The sequence below is a fragment of the Kitasatospora sp. NPDC056076 genome (assembly GCF_042266305.1).
Classification (GTDB): domain Bacteria; phylum Actinomycetota; class Actinomycetes; order Streptomycetales; family Streptomycetaceae; genus Kitasatospora.
Window position 1 is genome coordinate 71,012 of record NZ_JBHJWG010000008.1, and the last position, 23,925, is coordinate 94,936.

The following is a 23,925-nucleotide window of genomic DNA, read 5'->3' on the forward strand; positions in this document are numbered from 1 at the left end:
GTGGGCGGCGAATAGCCTTAGTCCCGCACGCGCGGGGATCCGACCCTGCTCTACTTCACCTTGGCCGCTTCCACGGCCTCAGACCCGCACGCGCGGGTATCCGGCGCGCCCAGGCCGACTCCAGATCCGCCGCTTCGTCACCTGAGGCCCGCACGCGCGGGGATCCGACCTGCAGAAACCTCTGCCCGGCTACACCGTGTGACTTAGACCTGCACGCGCGGGATCGGACCGTCGACCTCACGGCAATCGTGTGGATGCTCGACCTGGACCCGCAGCGCGGGGATCGGACCTTCCCGGGCGACCCAGTGGAGCTGAGGGTGGACTTGGACCCGCATGCGCGGGATCGGGCCTACGCCCTTACGGGGCCGTCTGCCAGCCGGTCCTTGGACCCGCAGCGCGGGGATCGGACCTCGACGTCGTACAGTTCGCAGCCGGGCCACGGCTTGAACCCGCACGCGCGGGAATCGGCCGTCCATGGCGATGGCGACCTGGTCGATGGTGTGCTCTTGGACCCGCACGCGCGGGGTCGGTCGTACAGGACTGTCTGACGGCAGGTTGGGCGGCTCATGGACCCGCAGGCGCGGGAATCGGTCAACGCTTGACGACCTCATCGTTCGATCGCGTCCCTTGACCTGCACGCGCGGGGATCGGACTCCTGCTGCGCCAACGGCGTTGGTGCAGCGGCACCCGGGCCTGCATGCGCGGGATCGGACCGCCGAGTCGCCGAAGCCCACGACATCCGGCTCCGTGGACCCGCACGCGCGGGATCGGACTCCTGTCGCTCCGCCCTGACGGAAGCCCACGATCTTCGACCCGCACGCGCGGGATCGGGCTCAGAAGCGGTCGCTGGCTTCGGTGACCCATCTCGCGGACCCGCAGGGCGGGATGGAGCCGGGCGTGACGCCCGCTTGTGCAGCGTGGCTTGCAGGACTCGCACGTGCGAGGCTCAGATCGAGTGGCGGTCGCCCTGCACAATGGGGACGACCCGCGAACCGCGGAAGCGGTGATCGGGCTTGGGAACGCGGTGACACACCCTGTCATTGAGCACCCCCTGGATCCGCAGGCGCGGGATTGGCCCGTCTCAGGAGAAGGCAGTTCCGCGTGAGCCCTTCTCGCACCCGCAGGCGCGGGAATCGGGGTGCCGTTCCGCCCCTCTTGGCCGCGCACTATGCGCGAACCCGCAGGCGCGGGTATCGGACGGTGCGGCAGATCAGCTCGGTCGCCGCCTTGAACTTGAACTCGCAGGCGCGAGGACCGGTCCTCTGCCTGGTGGCCGCCTGAGCAGGGCGCACAGGGCAAATGGCCGCGCGGGTGCGCGGATCGAGCCAACACGAACGTCCGCGCAGACAGTGGTGTCGACGCGGGGCCCGCAGGCGCGGGCATCAGTCCGGGGCTGTCGGAGCGAGCCCGCGCCAGTCGTCCCGACGCGCAGGCGCGCGATCGCTCCGACACCAACCTGTACCCCCTCCAAGGGGCATGGGAGAGCCCGCCGCCGCGGGAATCGGCCCGCGAAGCGGATACTGCCGTCGACGGGCACGGAACACCCCCGCACGCGCGGGATCTCACCGGGGCCTGGACCACCAACGAGCCCGGCAGCGCGCGGCCCGCAGCGCGGGATCTTCTCTGCCTGTACCTGCGCCACCTGCGTAGCGGAGGAACGCCCCGCACCGCGCGGGATCACCCGGCCCGCACCAGGCGCGACCGCGCGGCGTGGCCGGCCCGCACCGTGCGGGCATCCGCCCCCACCTTCCCCTCAGGAGCCCGCGTTGAGCGAGACCGTCCCCGGCCCGGACCAGACCGACGAGCCGGCCAACGACACCGCCGCCCCCGACCAGGAGCAGCCCGGCGCGCCGGCGTGCGGGTGCGGTCACGTCCACAGCGAGGACGAACTGCACCTGTACCAGCACGCCATCCCCGCCGGCACCGAGGCGATCGAGGTGCTGACCGATCTGGCGGCACGCCGGCTCACGAACGCCACGACGACCGGCATCCCGTTCGGGTTCCAGGACCTCGATCTGCTGACCAACGGCATCCAGGCCGGCCAGCTGGTCGTCATCGGCTCCTACTCCGGGGTGGGGAAGTCGACGCTCGCCCGTGACATCGCCCGGTCCTGCGCCGTGCGTGAGGGGCTTCCGGCCGTCATCTACAGCTACGAGCAGACCGAACGCGAGCTGGTGGACTGCATCCTCGCCGCCGAGGCGGACATCCCGCTGCACCGGATCCGTACCGCGACCGTCGCCGAGGAGGAGTCGCAGCGCCTGACCGCGGCGGCCGGCAGCCTCACCCAGGCGCCGCTGTTCATCGACGCGACCACCGCGGTGATGGAGTCGGTCATCGAGCGCACCGAAGCCCTCAAGAGGCGCTTCGACATCAAGCTCGCCGTCATCGACTCGTGGGGGCTCGCCGTGTCGCCGGCGGAAGCGGCGCTGTACGGGCCGCTCATCAAGAACATGGCGGTCGAGCTGAGCATGGCGGTCGTGGTCGTCGCCCAGTGCCGGCGTCCGTCGCGTCCGGTGCCGCTGCCGCCGACCGTTCACGACCTGCGCGACGACGGGCACCTGGCCGACGCGGCGGACCTGGTCCTCATGCTGCACCGCGACGACGCCCACACGCCGGTGAAGGGGCCGCGCGCCGGGATCACCGAGGTCACCGTCACGGGCCGTGCGGCGCCCCCGGCCACGATCAGCCTGCGCAACGAGCTCCACTACGGCCGCCACCGTGACCTGCGGCTGTCCGCGTAGGTTGAGCACGAGGACGGCGCAGCGCGCGATCGGCCCGGCACCTCGCTCGCCCTGCTGGTCCAGCTCACGCCCCCCGCACGCGCGGGGATCCCTCGTTATAGATCGGCGTCACGCGCCGCTTGTCATCTCGTCGTCCCGCAGACGCGGGGATCTGCCCCACAAGCCCGGTTGCGGCCGGACCATCTGTGCACCGCCCCGCAGGCGCGGGATCGTCCTCAGTTCTTCGACCACCGTCACCTCGACGACCCGCCGACGCGCAGGCGCGCGATCGCCGTCCGCGCGGGCTCATGACGCCAGGCGCCCGAGGAGTCCGTCGCCCCCGGGCGGGGGGTAACGGGCGGGCTTTCAGGGGGCCCGGGGGGGGGGGCCCTGTGGGCCCCCACCCCCGGAGAATCCGGGACACGGCTTCGCCGCTCGTGCCAGAATCGCGCCCTAGACGAGCCCCCGTCACCGCCCCGCGGTGATTGCCCTCAGCCGACGCTGCTTGCCGTCCTGGGACGCGCGTCGCGGCCCGCAGCGCGGGAATCGGTCCGGAACCTACGGATCAGGCCAGGACGCTGTCCTGGCGTTCCCGCAGCGCGGGAATCGTCCTCCTGGTCCTGACCTCTCCACCGAGGCTGCCGCACCCCGGGGCCGCACCGCGCGGCCATCACCCGTTCTCGGAACCGGGCGCCGGCAACACCGCCACCACCTCGCCGGGCCCGCACCGCGCGGGAATCACCCCGGAGGCCCCCTCACCACGCCGACCACTGGGCTTGTCTCGGCGTGGCGCACCACGGCGCCGGGTACGGGTGTCTACCCCAACGGGGCGCCCCGCCGGCGCGGGTGGAAGCCCTCCCGCGCGGGCCAGGCGCCCCCGCTCTTCGGCTTCCGCAGGAGTCCTCCCGTGCGCACGATCCTCACCGCCGCTGCCGCCGCTGCGGCCCTCGCCCTCACCATCGCGACGCCCGCCCAGTCCTGGGCGGCGACGGCCATCACGATCGGCACCGGCACCGCCACCCCGGCCGGCGACATCGACCTCACCTACACCTACGCCTGCGACACCACCGGCACCACCGCCACGTTCGAAGCGATCCACGACGGCCCCAGCGGCGGCGACACCAGCACCGGATCGGCCTCCGGCCTCGTGTGCGACGGCGACGCGCACGACGCCACCGTGACGCTGACCCACCTCGGGGCGCCGTCCTCCCCCGGTGAGGGCTTCCTCGTCACCGCCCAGCTCGTCGGCGCCGGCGGCGGCGCAGCGCTCGCCACCGACAACAAGCGGATCGTCGTCGGCTGACAACCCTGGTACCCGGGACCGGCCGCTGTGTGATGGCACATGCCAATCCGCAGAGACTTCTGGTGGAAGCCGTCCGTGGACTGACAGGATTGTCAGGTGACGACGCCAGCCCACCAGCAGCCGACAACGGCCACGAAGGACACGAGCCCGCAAGCGCTCAGGGCCCTCTACGACCAAGGCATGTCGACGCGCAAGATCATGGCCCGGACGGGTCTCGGATACGCCGAGGTCTACCAGGGCCTCGTCGCCGCCGGCACCGTCTTCCGCGGGCCGGCGAACCGGCCGTCCACGGCCTCGCAGGAGTGGGCGCGGCTGCGCCGGCGTGACGTTCCCCCTCTGCCGCCGGGCCTGCGCGAGAGCGACTTCGGCTACCGGCTCTGAACCTGGCCCGAAGACGCCGGTGGGGCGCCGCGGGACCAAGTCCCGTGGCGCCCCACCGCGCACCGCAGCCACCGTGTCAGCGGGGAGCCCGCACGTCCTCGTCGACCAGCAGCGGGCAGATCTGCACCCACGTGCGCGCCTTCTCCTCCTCGAAGGTCATCGCGGTGAACGCCTCGATGCTCCCGCAGTCCGTCGCGATGTGCAGGATCGCCGGGACCCGCCGCGCGGCCTCCAGCCACGCCGCGCCGGCGTGAAGGTTCAGCGTGCCCGTGAAGAAGATGTCCTTCTCCCCGGGGCCGCGCTTGACCAGAAGCCGGTCCGGCGCGCTCAGCGTCGCCGTCCACTTCCCGGGCAGCTGCGTCAGCTTGACGGCCTCCTCCCGGCGGACCATCCCCGCCAGCTCCATCTCCTCCTCCAGGAACGGCCGTCCGATCGGCGCGCCGGTGTCCCGGTCGAGCACCGCCACGTTCTGCCGGTACACGTAGACGATCGCGGGAACCTCGTCGTACGTCGCGATGTACGCGTGCACGTCGACCGTGTCCGGCAGCCCGTCGATGAACGCGAACGGAGCCCAGGCGTCGCCGATCACGACACCTCCCCAGCGTTCAGGTGGTCGACGAGCTGGGCGAACTGCAGGGCGTCCACGATCTCCAGCGCCGTGATGCCCATCGTCTCGGCGCAGGGCCGCGTGATGCCCTCGGCCAGCGCCGACTGCACCTTCACCAGGGTGCGCAGCCCGTCGACCCCGTGATCGGCCTCGAAGGCCTGCGCCAGCGTCTCGACGCGGTCCGGGTCGTTCTCGGCCTGCGCCCGCAGCATCCCCAGCGCGCAGGCCCACGCCGCATTCACGTTCGTGGCGCTCACCGCGGTGCCATCCCGACGAACCCGGCGTCCTTCGGCAGCAGGTGCGCCACCCGCGCCATCACCGCCAGCGGCACCCCGGCCTCGGCCGCGGCCCGGTCCGCGCCCCGCAGCAGCGACGCCAGGCGCAGCACGTCACGCCACGGCGCGGTCTTCGCGCCGCTGCTCTGGTAGTAGCCGTCCACGAGGACCCGCGCGCGCTCGTACATCGCCGCCGCCAGGTCGCACCCGGCGGCCTTGTCGCTGCCGGGAGCCTCCTTCTCCTGCGCGTCCTCCAGGGCCGCCACGGCGGCCGTGAGGAGGTACGACACCGGCATCGAGAACAGGTCCCGCGTCTGCACGAGCCGCTGCGCGAGGCCGGGCGGCAGCACCAGCGGCGCCGACGCCCCGTCGTCGCCCTGCCAGGTGTGCGCGAGGCGCGCCGACACCTCGAGGTCGAGGCCGGCCGCGTACGCGAGCCGGTCGGCCTCCTTCACGATGACGGCGATGTCGGCCGGCGTGCACGCCTCGTCCTGGACGATCTTGAGGAACACCCGGTCGTGCACCATCTGGAACAGGGCCTGCGCGCACTCCAGCAGCGGCGCCCCGTAGGGGGAGAGCGCCTGGTCCTTCTTCTCCTCGCACGTCGCACGCGCCACCGCCAGCAGCGCCTGCACGGCCGGGGAGAACACCGACGTGCTCTTCTCCAGCTCGGCCGTCACGACCTCGCCGAGCTCCATCGCGCTCACGCCTGTGCCCCCTGCTCGTAGTACGCCCAGGCGGGCCCCAGGGTCGGCGAGCCGACCTCCTGGAGCATCGTGACGATCTGATGGTGAACGAACTCCGCGATCGCCCGCGCGGCGAACTGCGCTTCCACGCTGCCGCGGTCGGTGTAGAGCGGCCCCCACTCCTCCACGCAGTCCGCGGCCAGCCGCAGCGCCTGCTGCTCGGCGAAGTACCGCAGCGCTCCCGCCGGGTCGACGGCGAACTCCGGTGCCGGTGCCGCGGAGTGCGCCGCGGTGATCGCGTCGCGCACCGTCTCCAACGCGCCCATCCTGTTCATCTGCTTCTCCAAGGGGTTGATCGGTCGGGGGCCGGCCGCGCGGCGCAGGAGCGCCTTCGGCCGCACAACGAGATGGGCCGTCAGCTGCGGGCCGGGAAGCTGTCCGAGGCCTCCAGCATGATCCCGAGGACGGCCAGCTTTCCGTGGAAGACTCCGCGCTCGAACGGCGTCATGCCGTCGATGATGCGCCGCACCTCCTCGCGCCGTCCCTCCAGCAGGTGGTAGAGCGCCGCGGTCTCCGCGAACGCGTTCACCGCCGGCATCTGCTCGCCGCTCATACGATCTCCCTGCCTGCGGTGCCGTGGCCCTCGGGCTCCGGGCCGTCGATGTCGTCGCCGTTGACGGGGATGTCCTCGGCGAAGGTGAACGCCAGCGTGACCAGTAGCTGGCCGGCGGCGTGCGGGTAGCGGTCCAGTACCTCGGCCTGCGCCGTGTCGTAGGCGTGCTGGAAGATCGCCTGCGCGGACCTGGCGTCCTCCACGGTGCCTTCGAGCGTGAGGTCGAAGATCCAGGACGTCGTGACCATCCGTGCGCCGGTCCCGGGGTAGAAACGGTCCTCGACCTCGGGGATGGTCACGTTGATGGTGATCAGCCACCACCAGATCCGCGGCTGGTCCACGCCCGGCGCGATCGGGGCGTTCGGGAATGCCGCCCACATGGTCACCACCGGCTCCATCTCGGCGACGACCGGATAGAAGTTCACCAGGTTGCTCCATGCCGTCGCCTTGACGGCGGCGTAGATCCCCGAGGGCGTCCCCGGATCGTGGACGAGCGGCGCGATCGTGGTGACGAACGCGCCGTTGCCCATGATCCGCAGGCTGCCGTCCTTGTTCGGAGCGATGGCCTGGTTACGGGGGAAGGCCTTGATCGTCATGATCGTGAACCATGAGGTGGGACTGTCGACGACGTCGCCGCTCAGGGAGTCGTCGGCCACGAGGGCGCCCTCCAGCGGCGTGCCGGCCTCGGTGGCGCTCATCTCGTCTCCGGGAAGTGCTCGTTGTGCTCGGTCATCGTCTTCTCGCCTCTCGGGTCCGTCAGTTGTACACGGGGTGGCGGCCATCCCGCACACAACCTTTCAATGTTGAGTAAAAGCTATCACCCTGGGTGGGGGTGCGGGCACCCCCACCCAGGTGGCCTTCACCCTGCCCGGATACAGTGACAGCGAGGGGTTCCAGGACCGGAGGTCTCAGGATTGCCGCTGTTCGCCCCTCGCCGCTCCCGCAACTGCGGGATCGTCCCTCGATCAGGTCGAGTACGTCGTTCAGTGGACCTTCCCGTTCCCGCACGCGCGGGATCTTCCCCTCACCAGGGTGCTGTTGTTCGCACCAGAGGACACCTCCCCGCACGCGCGGGCATCGGTCCTGGCTGCGAGCAGTCGGCCTCGTCGACTTCTTCACGCCCCCGCACGCGCGGGATCTGCCATGTGCCCCGAAGCCGCCGTCCCCGCCAACCGCCAGGCCCCGCACACGCGGTGGCCGCCATGTGAAAGGCCCTGCCCGCACTCCTCGCGGAGAGCGGGCAGGGCCCGGGTTCCCGCGCATGCGGGGACGGTGCCGCCAAGGTCGCGCGAGTGAGTCCGTATGTGGAATAGGTCGTGATCACAAGCGGCGCACCCATTGTGGCCCACGCCCACCCGTCGCCGCCACACCGCGCGGCCGCCCGGCGCGGGAACCCAAGACGAAGGCCCCGCTCCCTCTCCGGACGGAGAAGGAGAAGGGCCTTGATTCCCGCGCATGCGGGTACCGGGATCACCGCAGGCCCACAGCCCCAAGACAGGGCTATATGTGCTGCGGGAATGAAATCACTGAGTCTCGCGCATCACCGACAGTGTGCCAGATACGCGGACGCCACACCGAATCCGCGACGACCGCGACCAATCCCGCTCCTGTCCCGCGTCCTTGCGAGGATTCGTCATATGGACACACTCGCCATCGCGATCTCGACTCTGGCGCTCGGTGTCGCGTTCGTCGCCTTCGCCCTCGTCTTCCTCGTCGTGCGCGGGATCGTCGTCCCGCTCGCCCCGGCCGTGCGAGCCCTGCGCGACGCCGAGGCCGCCAACCGGCACCCGCTGTCACCCCTCCCGGCGCCGGCCGCGCCCTCGCCACCGCCGCCCGCCCCGCCGGCCGGATACCGCTACCCGCCCGACAGCCCCCCCACCTTCCGGCCCCGCAACAGCGACGACAGCTGACCCCAGGCGGCAACACCCCGCGCACAGCCACGTCAGTCCCTCGGGCGCACCGCCGTGGTACACCTACCAGCGCGGCCGGCCACCCGGCCACCCACCACCCCCGGGAAGGCACCGAGTGCGATACGAGCAGAAGGCCGCCCCCAAGAGCGCCGGCCTCACCCTCGACCAGGTCGAACGCCTCGCCAAGGCCGCCCGCGACAACGGCGCCCGCGGCACCGAAGTCCTCGTGTGCCGCTCCACCATCACCGGCCGCCTGCGCTCCCTCGCCGTCGAAGTCGACAACGACCCCTTCCCTGAACACACCTGACGGCACCCCGCCACCGCCGCCCACGACGGGCCCGCAAACGCCAACGGGACGGCCACCGGCCGTCCCGTCCGCCATCCCTCACGCCGCCGCCGACACCCCTTCCGAGCGCCGCTGCTCGTCGCGCTCACGATCACGCTCCCGGCGCCGCGCATCCTGCTCCATCCGCACCACCGCCTGCTGCCGGTCGTACTCGCCGACCTGGTTCCAATCCAGCTCGATCCGGTCCGGCTTGTGATCCGCGCTCGGATACGGACACGCCCCCGACCACGAACACCGCGTCCACGTGATCAACGCGACGCTCTGCAGCTCCTCCAGAGCACGCTCCACCGTCCGCACATCCACCCCGAGCCGATCCGCGATCTTCATCCGCGGGATCTCCATCAGCGGCTGCTGCCGGTTCAGGTAGCTCGTCCGCCGCAGAATCCCGAGAGTCTGCTCACTCGACGTGGCCAACTTGATCACCCGCGCGACCATCAGTTCCTCCCTCCGGAACCCTCCCGATAGGCCTCACGACGGTATCCAACCTCCGTCACCCGGGTCGGCTCGCCGTGCTGGCCCGGGATGAACAACACCCGCACGTCCCCCTGCCGCAGCCGGAACGCATCCCCCAGCCGACTCCACCGGCACCTCACCGCCCCCGCCGGGATCGGCTGCCGGTTCAGCTTGTCGAGAATCACCTGCACCCGCCCCATCGCCTGCGGGTCCTTCGCCCGCAACTTGCGGATCTTGCGCCGCACCGACCCGTCGATCTCCAACGAAACCATGATCGTCACACCTCCCGGTTCCCCGCCACGGGCCGGGGAACAGCCTCTCCACTGTGCTGCTCCCCGGCCCGCTCACGGGCTCATTCGCTCGGATTCGCCCCGGTGTCGCCACCGGCCTGCTCACGCCACAGCTGCGTCTGCGCCCGCAACAGCCCCACCGGGGCGTTCTTCGGCGCCCGCCGGTAGGTGTCGAAGAACTCCCTCAACGCCTCCTCGTACGCGAGGCCGGCCGCCTCGCCCGCGTCGAACAGCTCCCGCAGCACCTCCGCGAACTCCGCGCTGTCCGGCGCCGGATCCTCCCCGCCCGCGCCGTCCGCGACGGCCGCCACGCCGCCGCCCTCCCCGACAGCACCGGACTCCTTCCCCTCGGCCTGCGCGAACAGCGAGTCGACGAACTCCCCGAGCTGACTGATCTTCGCGTCCACCAACTCGACACCGAACTGCTGCTGGAACCGCTCCTTCGCCTGGTCCGTCGTCAGCCCGACCTCCTCCACGGCGTCCCACAGCATCGCCAGCGTCGTCGCCACCGCCTCCGTCTCCGGATCGGCCGCCTCACCAGCGGCCAGCGCCACCGCCCCCGACCACGCCGCCATCGCGGCCGGCGACGGCCCAGACGGCTGCGCCCACGGATCGTCGGAGGCACTGGAGTTCCCCCACCCCCGCGGCGACGGCGCCGGCCAACCGGCATCCGACTCGGACGTCGCCGCCCCGGGACCGGACGCCACCGCCCCCGGCGCAGCAGCGCCACCCTCGCGCGCCAACGACCGCTGAGCCTTCTCCAGCAGCGACCGCCCCGCCTCCGCCTTCTTGTCCGCCTCCGCCTTCAACACCGCAGCGCGCCGCTCCAGGAACACCCGCAGCGCCACCTTCTCCTGCGAGCCCGGCACCGTCACCTCGTCGTCCAGCGCAGACGGATCCTCCTGCCGGGCCCGGTGGCTCGCCTGGTTCCACAACGCCCCGAGCGACTTCACATCCCGCACCCGGGACGCCCGCACCGCGATCTGCTGCGCCACCACCGCCTGCGGCTCCTCCGCCGCCTGCTTCTGCGCCTCGATCTGCGCGTACTGGATCTCGCCGCCGTTGTCGTAGACGGGGATGCCGTCCTCGTCGACCAGGGCGCCGAGCTCCTCCGGGGAGTACCGCACGCCGCCGATCAGGGCGTCCTGCGCGTGCAGACGCGCCACCTCCGTGATCGTGCGGTGCTGGAGCATCACCCCGGGGAACTTCATCCAGCTCGTCGGGGTGTCGTTCTTCCCCGCCCGCGCCACCGGCCGGCCCTGCTGGTCGAGCGCCTGGATCAGACCGGCCTGCCGCGCCTTGTCGTAGTCCCACCGCACGGTGAACACCTGGCCGGTGTCGGCCCGCGTGAGCGTCGACGTCGCCGAACGCCCGTCGTCCGCGAGCTGCGTGTCCAGCCGGTGCCCGGCGCGGCGCACCATCACGGCGATCAGGTTGGCCGACGCGGTCGGCTTGTCGCCCATCCAGTAGATCGAGTACGCCGTCTCCAGCGGCTCCAAGCCGATCTCGGCCGCGTACTCGATCAACCAGAAGCAGTTCGCCGGGTTGCGGCGGTACTCGCGCGGCAGCCGGTCCGACTGCGCCATGCGCTCCGCCCACAGCAGCTTCGCGGTCAGCGAGTACTGCGTCGGCGAGACGGCCAGCGGGTTCGTGGGCCGGGGCGCCGGCCGCGCCGCCGGGCGGTAGCCCCGGCGGCGCAGCGGGCGGCGGCGCGTCTGGGCGCCCATCAGGCCCCGACCAGGACACGGCGGCCGGCGGCGGCGGCGATCTTCTCGCGGATGCCGGCGAGCAGGCTCTCCGCGGTGAAGCGTCGCGCGGGAGCGTCGACCATCCTGGTCGTGTTCCTCGCGCGGCGCATCGAGAAGTACGCGGTGACGGGCGGCTGCGGGCCGCGCCAACGGCGCCGGCTGACGCGGTGCGCGAGGATGCGGTCCAAGCGGAACGTCCTCATGTCCTCCCTGACGTGGCAGTACGCCGACAGGACCGTGTTGCCGTCCTTGGTCAGCGAGACGGAGTGGATCTCCACCGTGCGGACCTCGATCTCGGGGCGGTCCTTGTAGCACTGGTAGGTGATCGTCACGGGTCGCTGCCTCTCCGTCGCGACTGTCAGCAAGGCCAGACGGCGCTTCTCGCCCATCTGGGAGCGTCGTGGGGTGACTGCCGTATGGGGCATCATGGAGCCGCCTTCCGTACCGAATGAGCCCGGTGTGTGAGGTGTTCGAACGGGTGCGGGGGACGGCCATCCCCCGCGCCCAGTGATGAGTAAAAGCTATCGCCTGGAGGGGTGGAGGTCACTACCTGGCGACCCATCAGGACGCGAATCACAGACCCCGTTCACGTAGCCCGGAAACTCATCCAGAATGTCCACCAGCGCCACGAACACCGCAGCTAGCGAAGCCTCGAACCCGCACGCGCGGGGATCGGCCCTCGGAGCGCGCCCGCGTCCAACTGCTGCTCGACTCGAACCCGCACGCGCGGGGATCGGCCGCGCGTGGCCAGGCTGCACTTGTGCTCCTACGTCTCGAACCCGCACGCGCGGGGATCTGCCCTCGACGCGGCCTTTCGTGACTTCGGTCGTCCGCTCGAACCCGCACGCGCGGGAATCTGCCCAAGCGCATGCGCATGGCGGCGGCACCCTCCGGCTCGAACCCGCACGCGCGGGGATCAGCCTGGTGGTGACCGGGCGAAGCGCGGTGAGACGCACTCGAACCCGCACGCGCGGGATCTGCCCAAGCTCTTCCCTCGTGACAGCGACGACGGGCTCTCGAACCCGCACGCGCGGAAATCTACCCACGGCCAGGTAGGCGTCGTCCTGGCCCTGCTCCCCGAACCCGCACGTGCGGGATCTTCCCTGATCAACGCGGTCCTCAGGACCACGCATCTGCTCTGACCCGCACGCGCGGGGATCCGTCCCATTCGATGGCCGCACTGACGATCCATCCCGATTCGAACCCGCATGTGCGAGGATCTGTCCGGCTACGACGACCTCAACGAGGCGACTCTGCGTTCGAACCCGCATGCGCGGGATCTGTCAGCCTGCGGGTACGTCGCCAACTGGTAGCCGGGCTCGAACCCGCACGCGCGGGCATCTGCCCTCTGGTGCACCGCCTGCACAACCGACGGCCGCCTCGAACCCGCACGCGCGGGATCTGCTCGCTGAAAGTCAGCGGCTCCTGGAAGTAGAGCTCTCGAACCCGCATGGCGGGGATCTGGCCCTGTCCACCGCCTTCGACAAGCTGATTCGTGGCTCGAACCCGCACGCGCGGGAATCCGTCGCGGTCGATCCGGTCAAGCCACACCACCGTTCCCTCGAACCCGCACGCGCGGGAATCCGGTCACCTACTACTCCCTGGGCACCCGCCCTATCGATCTTGTCCCGCACGGCGCGGGGATCTACCTACCCCCCGAAGAGGGGTGTGGAGATTCCGATGCTCGAACCCGCAGGCGCGGGTATCCGTCCACGGAGAGCCCTGGCAGCTGCTCGTCCCGCAGATGCGGGAATCGGACCTGGCACGACCTGGTGTTCCTCCGGCCAACCGCACCCGTCCCGTACGTGCGAGATCGCAGGCACGACAGGCAGGCGGCCCCGCGGCCCGCGACGCCGGCCGCACCGCGCGGCATCCTCCCTGGCTCTTCGCCAAAGCCGCCACCGGTACCAACAAGGCCGCAGCAGCGGCCATCTGCCGTCGAGCAACGCCCGGCGTACCAACCCGCATCCACGGCGCCGCACCGCGCGGCCAGCCACCCGACACCGGGTCCGCACCGCGCGGGAATCCCCCCTACAGACTCGGACGCAGAGCCATCCAGCTCGCGCGCCGCGCCGGCCCGCTCCCCGCGTGCCGGGGTCCTACCCTGAACCGGACCGCGCCCGGCCGGCTGCCGCTCCCGCACCGCGCGGGAATCCCCCCTACGGCTGGCACACCGACACCCTCCGCCATGCCTGAACTCCCCGCACCGTGCGGGCATCTCGCGTGGCCGGCCGGCGCGGATGCCCGCACGTGCCGACAACCCGGGCCCTGCGACACCCAGCACGTGACGACTACAACCCCACAGCGCGACGGCTCCGTTACCGTCGCCCCATGACCGACCAGCCCGCTCCCTGGGGTTCCTACACCCGTGCCGAAGGCGCCGCCATCGCCGCCCGCATGGCCCACATGGCCGTCGCCAACCTCACCGTCCGCTACCCCCGAAGCGGCGCCCTCGCCCACGAACTTGACCGCTGGGCGCTCTGCGCCGGCGGCGACGCCACGATCGCCCTCGATGTCCTCCACGCCGAACGGGTCCACCGCTTCCCCGGACTCGACCCCGGTGTCACTCGCGCCTGGACGAACGAACACGCGTCCACCAGCTACGCCATGCTGCTGCCCCAACTCCTGCGTCCCTGCGCCGAATCGGTGAACGCCGGGTTGCACGCCGACCCCTCCGGTGCGCTAACGTGATCCCGCTGTCAAGGTCGAACACTGTCATCGGCAACGGCGCCCGGCCCCTCCGTGTTCAGCCAGGAGGTGCCGGGCGCCGTCGTCGTTCTCACTCCAGGCCCGTGAACAGCGGCATCTGCCGCCCCTCGGGCCCAACGGGCTCATGCTGGAGGGCGAACTCCAGCGCCTCGTCCTCCGAATCGAAGACGTACCGGTGCAGCACCTTCTCGACCTCGTCGACGCGCCGCGTCCGGCGCCCGGCCACGGTGAAGCGCTGCTCGACGTCCAGGAGGTCCCGCAGCATCCGGTACTCGCGATCGCTGCCCGCGACCTCGCGCAGCACCTCCAGGTCGACGCGCTGGACGTGCAGCATCGAGTCGAAGGTCTCGGTGCCGGGCCACGGCCGGCCCGTCGCCTCCTCGTAGATGCCCGGCGCCAGGTCCTCGATCTCGTGGTGCCCCGTCACCCACTGCCGCCGGATCGCCACCAGCTCGTCGGTGCTGATCAGCTCCAGCCCGGCGTACTCGGCCGGTGCCCGGCGCCGGATCTTCTCCTGCGTCTCCAGCACCTTGCGCAGCCAGTCCGCGCGCGCCTCCTGGGTGTAGAGGCCGTGGACGAGCCGGTCCTTGTGCACCGTCAGCCGTCCGTCCCAGCGGGTGAACTCCCGGCGCCCGCGGTCGAGTCCCATGTCGGCGAGGTCGTTGCGCAGCGCGAGCAGCGGGCGCATCCAGGCATACTCGTCGGGCTCGTTGGTGATCATCGACGTCATCGAACGGTCCTGCTCGACCACCGTGCACGTCCAGCAGCCGAAGCGGCTCGACCCGCACGACGGCGTGGTGGAGTCCATCACCAGCGGGCACTCGGCATCCGGAGATGCCCCCTGGTACAGGGCCAGCAGCTCCTTCGCCGACCGTCCCCACGGCAGCTCCGACAGCTGCATCAAGGCCATCCACACGTCGTCGTTCTCGAAGTCCTCGACCGGCGTGTAGACCATCGAGTTCGGCAGGTCCCCGTTCGGCGACAGCCGCTCGCGGGTGCGGCCCTTCTCGTGGCGCTTCATCACCTTCGCCCGCGCCGCCGACTCCGCCTTGCGCGTGCCGAGCAGCAGGATCGTCTCCCCGTGCTGCGACACCACCTCGCGGATGAACCGGGTGTTCGGCCGGATCTTCAAGCGCTCCGTGCACCAGCGGAACAGTGCCCGGGGAGCGGCATAGCCGCGGCCGATGAGGCTGAACCAGTAGGTGTCCTCGGTGACCGGCCGCAGCCGGTGCACCTCGACGGGCATCTCCTGGCGCACCGCCGCCTGCCGGATCGCCGCCAGGTGGCCGTCCACCCACCGCACGACCACCGGGTTCTCCACCCCGGTGTCGGTGGAGCAGATGAACACCGGCTTGTGGCGCTGCTCCGGCGCAAGGCCGGCGACGGCAAGCCACGTCAGCAGCACCACGAGCATGCTGTCCTTGCCGCCCGAGAAGCCGATCACGAAGGGGACCTGGTTCTCCACGTACAGGTCGCGGATCTCCTGGATCCTGGCTTCCAGGCCGGCCGGGAACGACCCGTACGGCTCCCACCAGGCCCGGCGCCGCGTCGGCGCCAGGCCCGGTATCAGGACCTGGCTCACCCCGTGGCCGCCGTCCCGGTCTGGGCCGGCGCCCCGCCGCCGGTGGCCCGCCACAGCTCGGTCCACGCCGACTGCACCTGCTCCTGCATGTCCAGGTACTGCACGGTCGTCACCCGGAAGTTCTCGTTCACCGAACCCCAGTGCTCGGGGTGCGTCCACGACGGCGTGTGGATCACCGCCCGCGGCACGGCCGGCCCCGACCAGTAGTCCGCCTTCGTGTACGACGTCCCGAAGTCCACCGTCACCGGGATCCGCGCGGCCGGGCGCCCGTACCGCTCCCGGTATCGGCGATCCTCGTCCAGCGCCTGCGCGAGCGCTGTCACCCCCGCGCCGACCCACGCCACGAACTCCTCCACCCCGTACAGCGCCGGCGAAGCGAGCTTCGTCATCATGCCCGGCTTGAGCAGCACCGACCCGAACCCGGCGTGCGTCTCGTCCTCCTCCAGGCCGATCTCCTGCCACCACCACCGCGCCATCCTCGGCGCGTCCTCGATCCAGTCCGCCGCCGTCCGGATACCCCCGCAGTGGCCCATCCCCCGCTCGCGCAGGAACGCGTTCAGCTCCGCCTGCCGGTACTCGGTGTACCCCATCGCCTTGTTCTCCTTCTCGTGATCTGCTGATACGACAAGCGGCCGGCCCCTGTCCGCGGGCCGGCCGCCGAGGCGCCACGGCGGCGCCTCACCACCACGGAGCCTCGTCCTCCTCGGCACGCTCCTTGAGCGCCCGGTACAACGGCTGCTCCCGCAGCCACACCAACGAGCCGCGCCCCAGCAGGTCGAACTCGGACGACATCGCCCGGTCCACGTCCACCCACGCCTGGGTGTGGCCGGCCGGCATCGTCATCGTGGTCAGGTTCCACGCGTGGGTGTCCGCGATCTCGTCGGCCTGACGCTCCAGGAACCGCAGCACGTTGCGGCAGTACCGCGGCTCCATCCCGCTGACCCGGTGCCGGGCGCCGTCCCGGTCGATCCACCACACGTCCTGGTCGAGGACGTTCGACCGGTCGACCTCGTCCTCGGCGTCGAAGTCGACGACCGCCGGGACCTGCGCCCCCGTGCCACCCGGCAGCGGACCCGCCGCGTAGTGCGCCCGCCAGCGCTCCAGCTCCTCCTCCTCACGACGCGCGGCCGGCGCGATGGTCTCGACCCGGTCGACCCGCAGCCGAGCGAAGTACCGGCGCCCGTCCGGGAACTCGCGCCCGCGCACCCGGTGCACCGTGATCCCCTGCGTGCACTCCTGGTCGAGCAGCACCAGGTAGCCGTCGACCTCCACGCGCTCCAGGCGCGCCGTCATCCCCACGTACCGGCCAAGCCCCACCCCCGAGTCCAGGATCCGCACCCGGTCACCGGGAACCAGCTCTTCTTCCTCCCACGGGGGCCGGACACTCACCGCGCACCCCCGAACAGGTCGAGCTGCTGCGCCTCGATGGCCGGAGCCGCCTTCACCGGAGGCGCCGCGACGGGACGCTTCGGTACCCTGCGCCAGTCCGGGAACAGCGCCTCGACCACCTCCACCTGCGGCACCCTGGTGCTCCACTGCTTGGCGTAGCCGCTGGTGTCGATCTGGACCGACCGCCGCAGCACGATGCCGGTTTCCGCTTCGAGCCGCCGGTACTCCTCGTCCCCGCCGTTCCACTCGCCCCCCGATACGCCGGAGCAGCGGAACGGAGCCGAGGCCTGCGGGATCAGGAAGGCGCCGCGCGGGGCGTAGTCGGCGGCCACGTCCAGGACGTGGTATTCGAACCGGTACCCGCGGTAGGCGAGGTTGAGGTCCCCCGGACGTCCCACCCGCGCGGTCTTCCCGTACGGGGGGTTGCTGATCACCGTGTCGAACTGGCCGAGGTCCAGCTTCGCCAGCGAGAACACGTCCGCCACGACCCACTCGGCCTCGGGCATCACCTTGCGCCCGACGCGCACGTACTCCTCGTTGCGCTCCACGCAGACGAACTCGCGCGCCGGCCAGCCCAGCGAGGACCGGAAGTGCTCGTCACGGCACCCGAGCGACAGGCGCCCCGTCCCCGCGCACAGGTCGAGCACCCGGTCCCCTGACACCATCAGCTCCATGTCGGCCGCCAGGTCCATCGGCGTGAAGAACGCCCCGTTCGAGCTGTTGTCCAGCGTCGCGACCTCCAGCCAGTGCTCGGCGACGAAGTACCGCTCCTCCAAGTTCAGGTCGCGGCGCAACCGCACCAGCTGCTCCGCCTGGCGGTGGCGGCGCTCGGCCTCCGGCTTCAACTTCACCATCTCACTCCTCTTGTGATGAGTAAACGCTATCAATGGCCGTGGGGGATGTCACTGCCTCACATCGCCAATCCCTTATCGGTTGGGGCAAGATAAACGACAGCAGCTACCACTCCGGGACCGCCCGGCGGTCCTGCGACCCGCACGCGCGGGAATCACTTCGCGATCTACGACCGGCACATGATCGCGACGCTCTCTCCCGCAGGCGCGGGATCACCCCGATCGTGCACGGGCGACCTCCTCTCTCGGACGGCCCGGCACGCATGCGCGTGATCACGAGAACACCGCCGCGTTCACCGTGGCGCACCTCAAGAACCGGCCCGCACGTGCGGGATCGGCCGCTCATTCTGCTGTGCCCCGACCAGCACGCCGCACCCGTTCCGCAGCCGCGGAATCCGCCGGGCCACAAGACCGGCGGCCGGGCACCCGCCACGGCTGCTCCGCACCGCGCGGAGATCGCCCCTACGAGTAGGGCAGCGCCCTCGCCGACCACGGGCCGCTCCGCACCGCGCGGAGATCACTTCTCCTCGGCCGCCCACCCGTCGCGGCCGGCCGGCCACACCGGCCGCTCCCCGGCCGAGCCCTTCGGGAACACCCACAGCGCGCCGGCCGCCGGCGTTACCTCGACCCGGTAGCCCTTGCCGGCCAGGAAGTCGGCGATCTCGGCTAGCTCGGCGCACACCCGCCCCGGGCCGAGCGACTTCGACCACAGCACCGCCACCCGCCGGTTGCGGTCCTCGCCCGAGGCCATGAACCCGGCGGACTTCGCCACGCCGTCCCAGTGCTTCTCGGCGTTCACGTACCCGGCCCGGGTGAGGACCGACGCGAGCGACGCCGCGGTGATCCCCGTGCGGCGCGCCCGGCGCTGTGCCTCCAGGGCCGCCTCGCGCCGGCACCCCGGGTCGGTGCACGGGGCGCCGACGCCCTTCGTGTGCTCCGCGCTGACCCGGTTCTTCGAGCGCGGGCAGATCTCCGCCCTGCCGGGCGCGTACCACCACACGTAGGTGGTGTGCCGCACGTTGGGCTCGGCGTCGAGCTGGTCGATGAAGCGCTTGAGCTCGTCGAGCAGCTCGGCCGTGCTCTGGCCCGGACGGCCGAGCAGCGGCGATTCGGTGGGCTCGGTCTTCCAGACGCCGTTGATGCCGTACGCGGGGGCGCCGTAGCGGTTGTGCGGGCTGTGCGGGCTTCGGATCTCGATCGTGCGGCCCTTGTGCGTGGTCTTCATGCCCTTAACTCCCTCACTTGTTGATGAGTAAAACCTATCAAGGTGTGCGCGTGTGCGCACTGCTCAGGCGCCACGATGGTGCAGAATGACGAAGCGCCAGCCCCGCACGCGCGGAATCGGGTCGCCATCCTGCTGCTCGACGAGCCGGGGTTGCACGTCAGCCCCGCACGCGCGGAATCGGCCCCCAGAGCAACAGCACCTGGCGCCCCCAGCTCCACCCGCCCCGCACGCGCGGAGATCACCGCTTGCGTCTGTGCCGCCCCGCCGGCCCTTCGAACGAGCCCCGCACGCGCGGGATCGGACCATCGCTGAGGACTTCTACCAGCATCTGGCCGGAGCCCGGTCCGCAGGCGCGGACATCGGATCTCTGTCACGTCCTCCTGTGAGGCGCCGGCAGCGCGCCCCCGCCGGTGCGGGGACCGGGGCGCCGGTCCCGGCGCGGCGGGCGCACCCCCTTGGGGGGCGCTGTCTCAAGGTTCGGATTTTCCGACACAGGGCTGCCGGATCGACCGCCAAGGTTTCATACTGGGATCCGTGACTGACCATCAGCCGCTGCCGCAGACCGATGGAGCCGAATGGCTTCCCGCTGCCCAGGAGTTCACGACGCTGCTGCCCGCGCCGCCGCGGATCGTCAACGACCTGACACGCGACCTGACGAACGCCGCCGACGCCATCCGCGGCATGGAGCCGCGCCGGGGGGCCGATGTGACCCTCGCCGCCTACACCGCGGTCGTGTGCACCGGCTCGACAGCGGCGCGCGCGCTCGAAGAGGCGGCCCTGTGGTGCCGGCAGGCCCCCGACGCCGATATCCACGCCACGAGCTGGGCCCGCGTACCGGGACACCGCGAGGACGTCTTCGAGTACCGGATCACCATGTCCGTGGGCTTCCCGGACCACCAGACCGGCGAACCGGGAACCGTCGCCCACAACGCGCGCCGCTGAACGCGCCCCACGCGATCCCGCGCCTGCGGGCAGAGGTCAACATCCGTGGCGAGCCTCAGCGCTGGCACCGCCGATCCGCGCTCATGCGCGGCCGATGACGGACCGCAGGATACCGCGCCCGCAGACGACAGTGGCCGTCCGTCCCGGACGACACCGGGACGGACGGCCACCTACACCTGCGGGATCAGGCCCCTGGCAGATCCTCGTCGGCCTGCAGATCCTCCCGCTCCTGGAAGTACTCGTGCACCACCCTGGAGTCGAACCGCAGGATCCCCGAGGCCGGCGTAATCCGGGGCTCGCCGAACTTCCGTACATCGACCAGCTCCTGCACCTGTTCCTCGTCCATCCCGTACCGCTTCGCGATGTCCTGCGCCGACAGGAATTCGGCGTCCGTGGGCTCGGCCGTGGACGGCGTCACGTGGAGGTTCGACGGGTCGCCCCACTGGCGCAGCGCGCGCCCGTACTTGTCCAGCCGCGGCATCCCGAACCGGTTCGGCTTCTTGCCCCACTCGATGATGACGTCCGGCACCCACACCGCGTGGATGTTGCGGATGTACCGCAGCGGCTTCGGGAGTTCCGGGAACGTCCCGATATGCTGCCACGTGCTGACGGTCTTCTCGTCGACGTGGAAGACCTGGGAGATCTTCGCGATCCCCCACACCTCGGTGCCATCGGCCTGGACGAAGACGCCGATCTGTCCGACGCGCTGGCCGACGCTCACGCCGCGGCCGATGACGTCGGTCAGGGTGCCGTCGTGCCGGATGTAGCCCTCGTTGATCAGCTTCTCGCGGACCGTCTTCGGGTTGAACGCCAGCACCATCCGCTTCGACTCCGGGCTGATGGGCCGCGGCCGGCCCTTCCCGAAGAAGGTGGAGTCGCCCTTCGTCCAGGTGCGCACGGTCGGGTACGGGATGCCGTAGCTGTCGGAGATGTCCTTCGTCGACATCCAGTTCTTGGGCGCCAGCTCGGGCTGCTGCTCGGGCAGCAGCTTCTCGGCCGTCAGCACCTTGCGGACCTTGCGCGGGTCGTACGCCTGGACGGTGCGCTTCATGCCGGGTTCCATCGGCCTCATGCGAGGCTCCCCGAAAGGGCTGTCCTCGCGGTTCGCCAGACGGCGCACGCGCTCCGGAGGGAGGCTGTGCTCCTCGGCGATCTCGCCCGTCGTGCGCCAGGTCGAGGGCGCGGGGCGCGCCGCGGCGCCCGCGTTCTCGTGGCGCTTCGCGCTGCCGGCCATCGGGGTATGACCTCCGAACACATCATGATCAACATCTCCTGATGAGTAAAATCTAGCATCCCTCTCCTTGAGGATCACGGGCGGAGGGCCCCACAGACCCCCCAGACCAACCCGCGCGGGGGCCCCGCACTCAGCGCCCGGGCCACCCGCGCGGGCACCGAATCAGCTGGCGCTCTGGCCTTCCTGCACCTTCGGCTGCTGCTCCCGCGCCCGCTTGAGCGCGTTCTCGAAGACCGTCACCGTGTGCTCGTGCATCGCGTACCGGTCCACCTCCGGAGCCGGGTCCTCCTCCCGCCAGGTCCACTGCGCGAACGGTGCCGAGCGCCCCTGCGCCCGCGCGAGAGCGCGCACCTCGGCCGCCACCGACGCCACCGACAGCTCCAGGTCGTTGTCGGACACCGTGTCGCCGCACTCGGCGCCCGGGAAGAACGCCGGGGCGTGCTCCTCGAGGTCGTACATGTCCAGCACGACGCCCCGGCTGTGCCGCATCAGCACCTCCAGGAACGCCCGCGCCCCCGCCGACGCCCCCTCCCACAGCTCCACCGCGTCGTCGTACGCCCCCACCTGGCCCCCGACGTGCCAGTAGCTTCCGCGGTGGATGATGAGCTCATCCAGGGCGTCGTTGCTCTCCCACTGCGGATGCCCGGACGGCAGCGTCACCCCGGCCGCCGGGCGCCCGGCCGACATCACCGACACCAGCGTGATCTCGTCGCCGTCGTCGCCCGACGACTCACCCGCGTTGCCACGCAGGTCGACCCATTCCGAACGGCCTTCATCGTCCAGCCACACCCGCAGCGCCTCCCGGCCACGGTCCAGCACCGACTTCGGGACCGTCACCGAGGCCTTTGTCTTGGAGACCACCGTCTCGACCATCTCGATCTCCACGAACAGCTGCACCTCGTCCTCGATGCCGTCCACCTGCTCACCCATCACGGGCTCCTCCTCCATCACTCGTGGTCACCTCGCTGCCGGGAAGGACGGGACGCCCCGCGGCGATCCCCGCGGTCTACCGCCCCGCCCTTCCCCCATCCGCGCAGCCGCGCCGACACCGTGCCGTCCGCGACCGCCGCGGGCCCTACCGTGCCGCCTCGCGGCGCCGCTGCACCTCCCGCGCGTCGCGCAGGGCGATCGCCCTGCGGAAGAGGCCGGCCACCAGCGGGCGCATCGCCACCACGACGCCGCCGTCCGGCCGCTGCCAGACGTAGAACGGCATCGCCTGGCGCACCAGCGCGCACGCGGCCTCGAAGTCCCCGAAGACCTCGGGCAGCTCGACGGCGCCGGCGTCCCCGAGGAATCCGTTGACCATCTCCTGGTCCATCACCCGCATCTGGTTGCAGGACAGCGCCCGCAGCAGCAGCCGCGCGCCGTCCCCGCAGTACGTCAGGAAGTCGGCCACCTCCCGCTCCGTCACCCCGGTGCCCCGCCAGGCGTCGCCGTCCCACCAGTGGCTCTTCGAGCGCAGGTCGAAGGCCGGGTGCCGCAGCGGCAGCCGTGTGCCGGGCGCCGGCACCCCGGCCCCCTGCGCGTCCTCCACGACCACGGCGAACGACGCCACCTCACCGCTCGGCTCCTCGAACACGAGCCGACGCGTATGACCCGACTCGGCCAGCCACAGCCGCAGGGCCTCCTTGTCGTCGGTCTCCAGCTCGGCCGGCGCCTCCACCACGATCCCCGTGCGCGCGCTGTACGTCCGCTCGACGAGCACCGTCAGCATCAACCGCTTCGTCCTGTTGCTGCTCACCGCCACCGCCCTCCCCATTCCAGTCATCTAGTGTTGAGTAAAACCTATCAGCGTGGCGAAGGGGCGTCACTACCTGACGCCCACCCAGTGGGATCCGGAAGACGCAACGCCCATCCCTTCCCACGCCGCCTGATGCAGAATGGCCTTCCGGCCAGAGATCACCCCTGGCCACCTGGCATCCGGCCCGCAGGCGCGGGAATCTGCCTCAGGCCGAGGACCGCAACGCCATCGCCCTGGATCCGTCCCGCAGGCGCGGGAATCTGCCTCCCTCCTCCGCGATGTGGGCGTGCCGCCACTGACCGTCCTGCAGTCGCGGGATCTGTCCCCGGCGGCGAGGTGGCTGTCCAGGACCAAGTCGTCCGCCCCGCAGGCGCGGGGATCCGTCCTGGTTGAAGACGTCGATCGCCGCCCGTTGCGGATCCGGCCCGCAGTCGCGGGATCGGTCGGCAGTGCTGCCTCGCCAGTCCGACTACCGGCTATCCATACCGCAGGCGCGGTGATCCGCCCCACAGCAGTTCGCCGCAGACGTCCGTGGCATCATCCGTCCCGCAGGCGCGGGAATCCGTCCAGCGAGCCGGTGACGGCAGTGGAGAAGTCGAAACCGCAGGCGCGGAGATCGGCCTTGGCTCGGCGCGTACGGGGCTCCCGACGTGCTACCGCAGTCCCGCAGGCGCGGGAATCGTCCTCCGGATCCAGAAGGCGCCTTCGACGAGGTGCTCCCCGTTCCCACCGGCGCCGTCCGCAGGGAAGCGCGGTCCCGCAGGCGCGGGAATCGGCGGCCCGCCCCACCAGGGCGAGCCGCGTCAGGGCGCCGCGGGGGGGGGGGCGGCCCCCACCCCCCCCCCCCCCCCCCCCCCCCAACCACACCCAAAACCCCCCAAAACCCCCCCGACGCCACCAACGGGAGGGCCAGAAAAGGG

Annotated in this window: 25 protein-coding genes; 7 read left to right on the forward strand and 18 right to left on the reverse strand. The window is 71.3% G+C overall.

What is annotated here, in order from left to right; genetic code table 11:
• Positions 1 to 1,766: 1,766 nt before the first annotated feature.
• From ACFC1T_RS08990 to ACFC1T_RS09000, 3 genes are all read left to right on the forward strand, one after another.
• A complete protein-coding gene (locus ACFC1T_RS08990; RefSeq protein WP_375885471.1) occupies positions 1,767 to 2,741 on the forward strand; it encodes a DnaB-like helicase C-terminal domain-containing protein in 975 nt (324 codons plus the stop codon).
• Positions 2,742 to 3,627: 886 nt separating this feature from the next.
• Positions 3,628 to 4,023 carry a hypothetical protein gene (locus ACFC1T_RS08995; protein WP_375885473.1) on the forward strand — a complete coding sequence of 132 codons (396 nt, stop codon included), beginning with the start codon at positions 3,628 to 3,630 and terminating at the stop codon, positions 4,021 to 4,023.
• 180 nt (positions 4,024 to 4,203) lie between these two features.
• Positions 4,204 to 4,404, forward strand: coding sequence for a hypothetical protein (locus tag ACFC1T_RS09000; protein WP_375885475.1), 201 nt, complete (start codon positions 4,204 to 4,206; stop codon positions 4,402 to 4,404).
• Positions 4,405 to 4,480: 76 nt separating this feature from the next.
• Here the strand turns inward: ACFC1T_RS09000 and ACFC1T_RS09005 are convergent, their stop codons facing one another.
• From ACFC1T_RS09005 to ACFC1T_RS09030, 6 genes are all read right to left on the reverse strand, one after another.
• A complete protein-coding gene (locus ACFC1T_RS09005; protein ID WP_375885478.1) occupies positions 4,481 to 4,993 on the reverse strand; it encodes a hypothetical protein in 513 nt (170 codons plus the stop codon).
• Entirely contained in the window at positions 4,990 to 5,268 is a 279-nt protein-coding gene (locus ACFC1T_RS09010; RefSeq protein WP_375885480.1) for a hypothetical protein, read from the reverse strand. Before ACFC1T_RS09010 ends, ACFC1T_RS09005 begins: the two co-directional genes overlap by 4 nt.
• Positions 5,265 to 5,993: a hypothetical protein gene (locus ACFC1T_RS09015; protein ID WP_375885482.1), complete on the reverse strand. Its 729-nt coding sequence runs from the start codon at positions 5,991 to 5,993 to the stop codon at positions 5,265 to 5,267. Before ACFC1T_RS09015 ends, ACFC1T_RS09010 begins: the two co-directional genes overlap by 4 nt.
• Positions 5,990 to 6,307 carry a hypothetical protein gene (locus ACFC1T_RS09020; RefSeq protein WP_375885484.1) on the reverse strand — a complete coding sequence of 106 codons (318 nt, stop codon included), beginning with the start codon at positions 6,305 to 6,307 and terminating at the stop codon, positions 5,990 to 5,992. The genes ACFC1T_RS09015 and ACFC1T_RS09020 overlap by 4 nt, the downstream gene beginning before the upstream one ends.
• Before the next feature lie 80 nt (positions 6,308 to 6,387).
• On the reverse strand, positions 6,388 to 6,585 hold the full coding sequence (locus tag ACFC1T_RS09025) for a hypothetical protein (protein ID WP_375885487.1): 198 nt from the start codon (positions 6,583 to 6,585) through the stop codon (positions 6,388 to 6,390).
• Entirely contained in the window at positions 6,582 to 7,283 is a 702-nt protein-coding gene (locus ACFC1T_RS09030) for a hypothetical protein (RefSeq protein ID WP_375885489.1), read from the reverse strand. The genes ACFC1T_RS09025 and ACFC1T_RS09030 overlap by 4 nt, the downstream gene beginning before the upstream one ends.
• Before the next feature lie 939 nt (positions 7,284 to 8,222).
• Between ACFC1T_RS09030 and ACFC1T_RS09035 the strand changes: the two genes are divergently transcribed.
• Both ACFC1T_RS09035 and ACFC1T_RS09040 read left to right on the forward strand, forming a co-directional pair.
• Positions 8,223 to 8,495 carry a hypothetical protein gene (locus ACFC1T_RS09035; RefSeq protein ID WP_375885491.1) on the forward strand — a complete coding sequence of 91 codons (273 nt, stop codon included), beginning with the start codon at positions 8,223 to 8,225 and terminating at the stop codon, positions 8,493 to 8,495.
• 115 nt (positions 8,496 to 8,610) lie between these two features.
• The gene (locus tag ACFC1T_RS09040; protein WP_375885493.1) at positions 8,611 to 8,802 is read left to right on the forward strand and encodes a hypothetical protein; all 192 of its coding nucleotides are present in this window, start codon (positions 8,611 to 8,613) and stop codon (positions 8,800 to 8,802) included.
• Between the two features lie 78 nt (positions 8,803 to 8,880).
• On the opposite strand, the gene ACFC1T_RS09045 is transcribed toward ACFC1T_RS09040, so the two are convergent.
• The 4 genes from ACFC1T_RS09045 to ACFC1T_RS09060 all read right to left on the reverse strand — a co-directional run bounded on the left by ACFC1T_RS09045 (position 8,881) and on the right by ACFC1T_RS09060 (position 11,760).
• A complete protein-coding gene (locus ACFC1T_RS09045; RefSeq protein ID WP_375885496.1) occupies positions 8,881 to 9,276 on the reverse strand; it encodes a hypothetical protein in 396 nt (131 codons plus the stop codon).
• A complete protein-coding gene (locus tag ACFC1T_RS09050; protein WP_375885499.1) occupies positions 9,276 to 9,575 on the reverse strand; it encodes a type II toxin-antitoxin system RelE/ParE family toxin in 300 nt (99 codons plus the stop codon). Before ACFC1T_RS09050 ends, ACFC1T_RS09045 begins: the two co-directional genes overlap by 1 nt.
• A gap of 71 nt (positions 9,576 to 9,646) precedes the next feature.
• Positions 9,647 to 11,311 carry a hypothetical protein gene (locus tag ACFC1T_RS09055; RefSeq protein WP_375885502.1) on the reverse strand — a complete coding sequence of 555 codons (1,665 nt, stop codon included), beginning with the start codon at positions 11,309 to 11,311 and terminating at the stop codon, positions 9,647 to 9,649.
• Positions 11,311 to 11,760: a WYL domain-containing protein gene (locus ACFC1T_RS09060; protein ID WP_375885504.1), complete on the reverse strand. Its 450-nt coding sequence runs from the start codon at positions 11,758 to 11,760 to the stop codon at positions 11,311 to 11,313. The genes ACFC1T_RS09055 and ACFC1T_RS09060 overlap by 1 nt, the downstream gene beginning before the upstream one ends.
• 1,903 nt (positions 11,761 to 13,663) lie before the next feature.
• Here ACFC1T_RS09060 and ACFC1T_RS09065 point away from each other — a divergent pair.
• On the forward strand, positions 13,664 to 14,023 hold the full coding sequence (locus ACFC1T_RS09065) for a hypothetical protein (protein ID WP_375885507.1): 360 nt from the start codon (positions 13,664 to 13,666) through the stop codon (positions 14,021 to 14,023).
• Positions 14,024 to 14,111: 88 nt separating this feature from the next.
• On the opposite strand, the gene dndC is transcribed toward ACFC1T_RS09065, so the two are convergent.
• From dndC to ACFC1T_RS09090, 5 genes are all read right to left on the reverse strand, one after another.
• Positions 14,112 to 15,623, reverse strand: a complete 1,512-nt coding sequence (dndC, locus tag ACFC1T_RS09070) for a DNA phosphorothioation system sulfurtransferase DndC (protein ID WP_375885509.1) — start codon at positions 15,621 to 15,623, stop codon at positions 14,112 to 14,114.
• Entirely contained in the window at positions 15,620 to 16,213 is a 594-nt protein-coding gene (locus ACFC1T_RS09075) for a hypothetical protein (protein ID WP_375885512.1), read from the reverse strand. The genes dndC and ACFC1T_RS09075 overlap by 4 nt, the downstream gene beginning before the upstream one ends.
• An 88-nt stretch (positions 16,214 to 16,301) precedes the next feature.
• Positions 16,302 to 16,916: a hypothetical protein gene (locus ACFC1T_RS09080; protein ID WP_375885514.1), complete on the reverse strand. Its 615-nt coding sequence runs from the start codon at positions 16,914 to 16,916 to the stop codon at positions 16,302 to 16,304.
• Positions 16,917 to 17,008: 92 nt separating this feature from the next.
• Positions 17,009 to 17,866 carry a methyltransferase gene (locus tag ACFC1T_RS09085; protein WP_375885516.1) on the reverse strand — a complete coding sequence of 286 codons (858 nt, stop codon included), beginning with the start codon at positions 17,864 to 17,866 and terminating at the stop codon, positions 17,009 to 17,011.
• A 514-nt stretch (positions 17,867 to 18,380) separates the two neighbouring features.
• On the reverse strand, positions 18,381 to 19,088 hold the full coding sequence (locus ACFC1T_RS09090) for a hypothetical protein (RefSeq protein ID WP_375885517.1): 708 nt from the start codon (positions 19,086 to 19,088) through the stop codon (positions 18,381 to 18,383).
• Positions 19,089 to 19,622: 534 nt separating this feature from the next.
• Here ACFC1T_RS09090 and ACFC1T_RS09095 point away from each other — a divergent pair.
• The gene (locus ACFC1T_RS09095) at positions 19,623 to 20,030 is read left to right on the forward strand and encodes a hypothetical protein (protein ID WP_375885520.1); all 408 of its coding nucleotides are present in this window, start codon (positions 19,623 to 19,625) and stop codon (positions 20,028 to 20,030) included.
• A gap of 184 nt (positions 20,031 to 20,214) precedes the next feature.
• Here ACFC1T_RS09095 and ACFC1T_RS09100 read toward each other — a convergent pair whose 3' ends face one another.
• The 3 genes from ACFC1T_RS09100 to ACFC1T_RS09110 all read right to left on the reverse strand — a co-directional run bounded on the left by ACFC1T_RS09100 (position 20,215) and on the right by ACFC1T_RS09110 (position 23,005).
• A complete protein-coding gene (locus tag ACFC1T_RS09100; protein ID WP_375885522.1) occupies positions 20,215 to 21,342 on the reverse strand; it encodes a hypothetical protein in 1,128 nt (375 codons plus the stop codon).
• An 84-nt stretch (positions 21,343 to 21,426) separates the two neighbouring features.
• On the reverse strand, positions 21,427 to 22,194 hold the full coding sequence (locus tag ACFC1T_RS09105) for a hypothetical protein (protein ID WP_375885525.1): 768 nt from the start codon (positions 22,192 to 22,194) through the stop codon (positions 21,427 to 21,429).
• Between the two features lie 145 nt (positions 22,195 to 22,339).
• Complete coding sequence (locus ACFC1T_RS09110; protein ID WP_375885527.1) at positions 22,340 to 23,005, reverse strand: hypothetical protein; 666 nt, start codon at positions 23,003 to 23,005, stop codon at positions 22,340 to 22,342.
• Positions 23,006 to 23,925: the final 920 nt, after the last annotated feature.

Excerpts from the sequence above, each read along its gene's own strand:
- ACFC1T_RS09000 (WP_375885475.1), top strand. The coding sequence starts at position 4,204 with ATGTCGACGCGCAAGATCATGGCCCGGACGGGTCTCGGATACGCCGAG.
- ACFC1T_RS09020 (WP_375885484.1), bottom strand. The coding sequence starts at position 6,307 with ATGAACAGGATGGGCGCGTTGGAGACGGTGCGCGACGCGATCACCGCG.
- ACFC1T_RS09025 (WP_375885487.1), bottom strand. The coding sequence starts at position 6,585 with ATGAGCGGCGAGCAGATGCCGGCGGTGAACGCGTTCGCGGAGACCGCG.
- ACFC1T_RS09030 (WP_375885489.1), bottom strand. The coding sequence starts at position 7,283 with ATGAGCGCCACCGAGGCCGGCACGCCGCTGGAGGGCGCCCTCGTGGCC.
- ACFC1T_RS09035 (WP_375885491.1), top strand. The coding sequence starts at position 8,223 with ATGGACACACTCGCCATCGCGATCTCGACTCTGGCGCTCGGTGTCGCG.
- ACFC1T_RS09045 (WP_375885496.1), bottom strand. The coding sequence starts at position 9,276 with ATGGTCGCGCGGGTGATCAAGTTGGCCACGTCGAGTGAGCAGACTCTC.
- ACFC1T_RS09055 (WP_375885502.1), bottom strand. The coding sequence starts at position 11,311 with ATGGGCGCCCAGACGCGCCGCCGCCCGCTGCGCCGCCGGGGCTACCGC.
- ACFC1T_RS09060 (WP_375885504.1), bottom strand. The coding sequence starts at position 11,760 with ATGATGCCCCATACGGCAGTCACCCCACGACGCTCCCAGATGGGCGAG.
- ACFC1T_RS09065 (WP_375885507.1), top strand. The coding sequence starts at position 13,664 with ATGACCGACCAGCCCGCTCCCTGGGGTTCCTACACCCGTGCCGAAGGC.
- ACFC1T_RS09075 (WP_375885512.1), bottom strand. The coding sequence starts at position 16,213 with ATGGGGTACACCGAGTACCGGCAGGCGGAGCTGAACGCGTTCCTGCGC.
- ACFC1T_RS09080 (WP_375885514.1), bottom strand. The coding sequence starts at position 16,916 with ATGACGGCGCGCCTGGAGCGCGTGGAGGTCGACGGCTACCTGGTGCTG.
- ACFC1T_RS09085 (WP_375885516.1), bottom strand. The coding sequence starts at position 17,866 with ATGGTGAAGTTGAAGCCGGAGGCCGAGCGCCGCCACCGCCAGGCGGAG.
- ACFC1T_RS09090 (WP_375885517.1), bottom strand. The coding sequence starts at position 19,088 with ATGAAGACCACGCACAAGGGCCGCACGATCGAGATCCGAAGCCCGCAC.
- ACFC1T_RS09105 (WP_375885525.1), bottom strand. The coding sequence starts at position 22,194 with ATGGGTGAGCAGGTGGACGGCATCGAGGACGAGGTGCAGCTGTTCGTG.